The sequence below is a fragment of the Mycobacterium sp. P4_H6 genome (assembly GCF_056400845.1).
Genome location: NZ_JBFUKN010000155.1, coordinates 1 through 6027, shown reverse-complemented (window position 1 = coordinate 6027; position 6027 = coordinate 1). Strand labels below are relative to the sequence as shown.

Sequence of the window (6027 nt, the reverse complement as noted above, 5' to 3'; positions counted from 1 at the left end):
GGCTTGAGCAGCGTGCCCGGATTCACCGACGAGACCATCGGCATCCAGCAGGAGACCATCGACCTGTTGYAGAGCGCGGGGGCGTTCGCCGGAGAAGACCTGAAAGCCAAGGACGAGTACGACTTCCGCTTCGCGGACCTGACGCTGGATGCCCCGCTGCCGAGCCCGGCGAAGCAGTAGCCGTAATCGGGGGACGATGATGACCARCATTCAGACCGCTGCGCCCGGCAAGAACACTGCCGCCACGGCGCAGAGTTACCCGAACCTGGAGCACCGCTCCGGGACAACCCGCGGCAAACGCCTCGGGCCGGGCCGCAACATCCCCGCCGCCCTGGCGATCGGGCCGTTGTTGCTGGTGATCATCTGGTTCGTCACCTCCGAGCTGGGCATCCTCGATCCGGGCACACTGCCGCACCCGTTCGAGATCGCCCGCACCGCAAGCGAACTATGGGCCGACGGCCGGCTACCCACCAACATCCTCGCCTCCTTGAAACTCGCCTCGGTCTCCCTGGTCATCGGTGTGACGCTCGGATTGGTGCTGGCGCTGATCTCGGGGCTCAGCCGTATCGGCGAAGCCATCGTCGACGGACCCATCCAGGTCAAGCGTGCGGTGCCGACGCTGGCGATCATCCCGCTGGCCATCATCTGGTTCGGCATCGGCGACACCATGAAGATCATCATCATCGCCACCAGCGTGCTGATCCCGGTGTACATCAACACCACCGCACAACTCAAAGGCGTGGATCTACGCCACGTCGAGCTGGCCGAGACCGTCGGGTTGTCGCGGACCCAGTTCATCCGCAAGGTCGCCATTCCCGGTGCGCTGCCGGGCTTCTTCACCGGCCTGCGACTGGCCGTCACCATCTCCTGGACGGCTCTGGTGGTCGTGGAGCAGGTCAACGCGACCCAGGGCATCGGCTACCTGATGACCCAGGCCCGGCTGTACGGCCAGCTCGACATCGTGGTGGTCGGCCTGGTGGTGTACGCGGTGTTCGGGCTCACCGGTGACTACATCGTCCGCGCCATCGAGAGGAGGGCCCTGTCATGGCGACGCGCACTGGGGAACTGACCCGCGACGAAATCGCCTCGGGCTACGGCGATCCCGTGGCGGTGGTACGCGAACTGACCCGGTCCTTCGGTGACAAGGCCGTCCTGGACGCGGTGAACCTCACCATCCACCAGGGCGAGTTCGTCGCCCTGCTGGGCCGCAGCGGTTCCGGCAAGAGCACCCTGCTGCGAGCGCTGGCCGGACTGGACCACGGTGTCGCCGGCGTGGGCGATCTGTTCGTCTCCCGCGATGTCTCCGTGGTGTTCCAGGATTCCCGGCTGCTGCCCTGGGCCCGGGTGCTCGACAATGTCACCCTGGGGCTGTCCGGACGCGATGTCGCGCAACGCGGTTCGACGGTACTGGCCGATGTCGGACTACCCGGCCGGGAACGGGCCTGGCCCTACGAACTGTCCGGCGGCGAACAACAACGCGTCGCGCTGGCCCGCTCGCTGGTGCGCAACCCGGCGCTGCTGCTGGCCGATGAACCGTTCGGCGCGCTCGACGCGCTGACCCGGATCCGGATGCACGCACTACTGGAAGACCTCTGCGCCAAGTACCGGCCCGGCGTCCTGCTGGTCACCCACGACGTCGACGAAGCGGTCACCCTGGCCGACCGGGTGCTGGTGCTGGACGACGGACGGTTCGTGGCCGACCGGCAACTCGATTTCCACGAGTCCGATTCTCACGGGGCCGGAGAGCGCACGTACCGCAATCCGCAGTTCGTGGCCCACCGCGAGGCCCTGCTGAGCGCGCTCGGCGTCCAACAACACTGACGTACCACGAGCTTGAGAGGTTCGATGAAACTGAACGAGGACTGGTTGGCCGTCATCGTCGGACTGGCGCTGCTCGCCCTGGTACTGGTCGGCGCCATCCCGGGCAGCGTGATCCCGTGACCGACACCGAGAACACCGAGACCGAAGAACGCACCGACCCGCTAACCGGGCGCCTCGGCTATGCCGTCGCAGGTGTGCTGGTCGTGATCGCTCTCGGCGCGGCCACCCGGTTCCTGGAGCAGGAGGTTCCGGGCTGGGCGGCCGGGACTTCACTGGCCAAGGTCGCGAAGTCCATCGAATTCCCGGTCTATGCGATCGCTTTGGGCCTGATCGGCRACTTCGTGCTGTCCAAGCTCGCGCTGCGCGACGCGCTGTCGCGGGGGTTCCGCACCGAGTTCTTCATCAAGACGGGTCTGGTGCTGCTCGGCGCATCGATCAACCTGAAGGTTCTCGTGACCGCCGCGGGCCCCGCCATCATCCAGGCGCTGCTGTTGATCAGCATCGTCTTCGGCTTCACCTGGTGGCTGGGCGGCAAGCTGGGCCTCGACGACAAACTGCGCGCGCTGCTCGCCTCGGCGGTGTCGATCTGCGGGGTGAGCGCGGCCATCGCGGCCGCCGGTGCCGTGCAGGCCAAGCGCGAGCAGCTGGCCTATGCCGCGTCGCTGGTGATCATCTTCGCGCTGCCATCGATCTTCCTGTTGCCTTGGCTCGCATCGGTTTTCGGGCTCCCCGACGCGGTGGCCGGCGCCTGGATCGGCGGCAATATCGACACCACCGCCGCGGTGGCGGCCGCCGGCGCGATCGCCGGCGAGGACGCGCTGCAGATCGCCACCATCGTCAAGACCACCCAGAACGCCTTGATCGGCGTGGTCGCGATCGCGCTGACCGCGTACTTCGCGCTGAAGGTGGAGCGCAAGAGTTGGGCCGGAGCGAGCGACGCGACGGGAGATGATTCTGCGGCGCGGCCGTCACTGCGCGAGTTCTGGGACCGCTTCCCCAAGTTCGTGCTGGGGTTCATCGCCGCGTCCGTCATCGGCACGCTGTACCTGCAGTGGGGTGGGGACAAGGCCGATATCGCCACCATCAACGATCTGCGGACCTGGTTCCTGATCTTCGCCTTCGTCGCCATCGGGCTGGAGTTTTCGCTGCGCGGCCTGCGTGAGGCGGGCTGGCGCCCGATCGCCCTGTTCGCCTCGGCGACCGTGGTGAACATCGTGGTGGCCCTCGGCCTGGCGCTGCTGCTCTTCGGGAACTTCAGCGTCAGTTAGCGGTTACGCTCACGGCGTGCCGACAAACTGGTCCCGGCGTGCTTTCCTGATGGCGCTTGCCGCCGGCTCCGCGGCCGCGGTGACCGCCTGCAGATCCGACCCGCCGGGCGCCATCGCCGACGACGGCTCCGTCACCGTCGACCACGCCTTCGGCGAGACCAAGGTGCCCGCGCCACCCACCCGGGTGGTCAGCGCCGGGCTCACCGGTCAGGACTGTCTGCTGGCCGTCGGCGTGGTGCCGATCGGGGTCACCGAATGGTTCGGCGGGCAGCCGTTCGCGGTGTGGCCGTGGGCGGTCCCCGCGCTGGGCGCGGCTCAGCCGGCGGTGCTCACCCTCGACGGCGGCATCAACTTCGAGGCCATCACCGCGCTCAACCCGGATCTCATCATCGCCACCAACGCCGGCCTCGACCAGGACACCTACACCCGGCTGTCCAATGTCGCGCCGACCATCGCGCAGGCCGGTCAGGACGCGTTCTTCGAGCCGTGGAAGGACCAGGCCACGGCGATCGGTGCGGCGGTGTTCAAGCACGATCAGATGCAGCAGCTCATCACCGATATCGACACCCGCTTCACCACGCTGGGCACCGAGACCCCGGCGTTCAAGGGCAAGCGGGCGCTGCTGCTGCAGGGCAGCCTGGACGACGGCGGCCTGGTGACCACCCCGGCCGGCTGGCGCACCGAGTTCCTCACCCAGATGGGCTTCGAGATACCGGAGGTCGACCCGACGGTGCCGCGCGACCGGATGGCCGACGTGCTGGGCGGCGCGGACGTGCTGATCTGGACCGCCGACGACGCGGAGACCGCGGCGCTGGCCGCCGACCCGATCATCGCCGAACAGGGCCCGCGCAATGTCTTCACCGGCCGTGACCTGGCGGCGGCAATCGCGTTCTCCTCGCCGCTGTCGCTGCCGCTGGTGGCCGATCAGCTGCCACCGATGCTGCGCACCGCACTGGCCTGACAAGATATCCGGGTGAGCAGCCTGACCGACTCCCCCGAACAGCGACCTTCATTTGCCCAAGTCGGTTCGGCCTACTATCCGGTTCTCGTCGCGGTCTTCACCGCCCTGGTGATCATCTCCAACGTCACCGCCACCAAGGGCGTCGCGTTCGGCCCGATCATTACCGACGGCGGCTTCATCGTCTTCCCGCTGACCTACGTGATCGGCGACGTGCTCTCCGAGGTCTACGGCTTCAAGGCCGCCCGCAAGGCGATCCTGCTCGGTTTCGGGATGAACGCGCTGGCCGCGGCGGCCTTCTGGGTGACCATCTATCTGCCGGCCGCCGACTTCTACGTCAACCAGCCGCACTTCGAGAATGTCGTGCACGCCTACACGCAGCTGATCGTGGCCGGGCTGGCGGGCTTCCTCGTCGGCCAGACCATCAACGCCTGGCTGGTGGTGAAGATCAAGGAACGCACCAAGGAGAAGCACCTGTGGGCCCGGCTGATCGGCTCCACCTTCGGCGGCCAGCTCGGTGACACCCTGGTGTTCTGCGCCATCGCCGCCAACGCGATCGGGATCACCACCTTCCACGATTTCGTCGTCTACACCGCGTTGGGCTGGCTGTACAAGACGGTGATCGAGATCGTCATGCTGCCGGTGACCTATCGGGTAATCGCGGTGATCAAGCGTCGCGAGCCGACGTACCAGCCCGCTGTATGAGCCGCGCTTAAGGCTCCTCTGGCAAAGCTCGCAGACCCCTCGAGAATTAACTTACTCGGCGGTAGCTTCGGTAGATGAGCCTGACAACGGAAATCAAGGCGCCCGGCGCACTGGGCACCGTTCATGACTATGGAGACCAGGCGCTGCTGCTCGAGTTCGACAGCACCGCGGATGTATTGGCCTGGACCGACACCCTGCAGCGGGCCGGTCTGCCGGGCGTTCTCGATATCGTGCCGGCCTCGCGCACCGTGCTGGTGAAGCTCGACGGGCCGCGCTACCTGGCGCCGACGCGGCAACGGCTCGGGAAACTGAGCCCGGAGCAGTCCATCGCCGAAGGCACGACGGCCGACGAGCCCGACGCGGTCATCGAGGTGATCTACGACGGTGCCGACCTGGACGCCGTGGCGGAGCTCACCGGGCTGAGCACCGCCGAGGTGATCGCCGCCCACACCGGCACCCTGTGGCGGGTCGGATTCGGCGGCTTCGCACCGGGATTCGCGTATCTGGTCGGCGGCGATCCCCGCCTGCAGGTACCGCGACGCGACGAACCGCGCACCCGGGTGCCGGCCGGATCGGTGGCCCTGGCCGGCGAGTTCAGCGGCGTCTACCCGCGCGAATCCCCCGGCGGCTGGCAGCTGATCGGCCGTACCGACGCCACACTGTTCGACGTCACCCGGGAGAAACCCGCCCTGCTGACACCGGGTATGACCGTCGCGTTCCGGGAGGTCTCATGAGTATCGAATTGGAAGTCCTGCGCACCGGGCCGCTGGCCCTCGTCGAGGATCTCGGCCGGCCCGGCCTGGCCCACATGGGGGTGACCCGCTCCGGAGCGGCCGACCGCCGGGCACACACGCTGGCCAACCGGCTGGTCGCCAACCCCGGCGAACGGGCCACCGTCGAGGTCACCTTCGGCGGCTTCTCCGCGCGGGTGCACGGCGGTGACGTCACCATCGCGGTGACCGGCGCCGACACCGACCCCGCCGTCAACGGAGTTCCGTTCGGCACCAACAGTATTCACTACGCGCGCGAGGGCGAGGTGATCTCGCTGGGCTCCCCGCACTCCGGGTTGCGCAGCTACCTGGCGGTGCGCGGCGGCATCGACGTGGAGCCCGTGCTCGGGTCACGCAGTTATGACGTGATGTCCAGCATCGGACCCGCGCCGCTGCGGGCCGGCGATGTGCTGCCCGTCGGTGACCACACCGCCGACTTCCCCGAACTGGACCAGGCACCCGTCGGCACCATCGAGCCCGACATCCTGGAGCTGCAGGTCGTACC

7 protein-coding genes and 1 pseudogene are annotated in these 6027 nt (G+C 67.8%); all 8 read left to right on the top strand.

Annotation, left to right across the window (positions count from 1 at the left end):
- A pseudogene (locus tag AC1DTF_RS31890) lies at positions 1-180 on the top strand (hypothetical protein); the annotation flags it as partial.
- A 19-nt stretch (positions 181-199) separates the two neighbouring features.
- Entirely contained in the window at positions 200-1069 is an 870-nt protein-coding gene (locus tag AC1DTF_RS31885; protein WP_477476969.1) for an ABC transporter permease, read from the top strand.
- Complete coding sequence (locus AC1DTF_RS31880) at positions 1045-1821, top strand: ABC transporter ATP-binding protein (protein WP_477476968.1); 777 nt, start codon at positions 1045-1047, stop codon at positions 1819-1821. Before AC1DTF_RS31885 ends, AC1DTF_RS31880 begins: the two co-directional genes overlap by 25 nt.
- A 116-nt stretch (positions 1822-1937) precedes the next feature.
- Positions 1938-3089, top strand: coding sequence for a YeiH family protein (locus AC1DTF_RS31875; RefSeq protein ID WP_477476967.1), 1152 nt, complete (start codon positions 1938-1940; stop codon positions 3087-3089).
- A gap of 16 nt (positions 3090-3105) precedes the next feature.
- On the top strand, positions 3106-4050 hold the full coding sequence (locus tag AC1DTF_RS31870; protein WP_477476966.1) for an ABC transporter substrate-binding protein: 945 nt from the start codon (positions 3106-3108) through the stop codon (positions 4048-4050).
- A gap of 21 nt (positions 4051-4071) precedes the next feature.
- A complete protein-coding gene (locus tag AC1DTF_RS31865; RefSeq protein WP_057170030.1) occupies positions 4072-4752 on the top strand; it encodes a queuosine precursor transporter in 681 nt (226 codons plus the stop codon).
- Positions 4753-4826: 74 nt separating this feature from the next.
- The gene (locus tag AC1DTF_RS31860) at positions 4827-5486 is read left to right on the top strand and encodes a 5-oxoprolinase subunit B family protein (RefSeq protein ID WP_477476965.1); all 660 of its coding nucleotides are present in this window, start codon (positions 4827-4829) and stop codon (positions 5484-5486) included.
- Positions 5483-6027 (top strand): 5-oxoprolinase subunit C family protein (locus AC1DTF_RS31855; protein WP_477476964.1); only part of this gene is annotated, 545 nt, incomplete at its 3' end. The genes AC1DTF_RS31860 and AC1DTF_RS31855, both read left to right, overlap by 4 nt.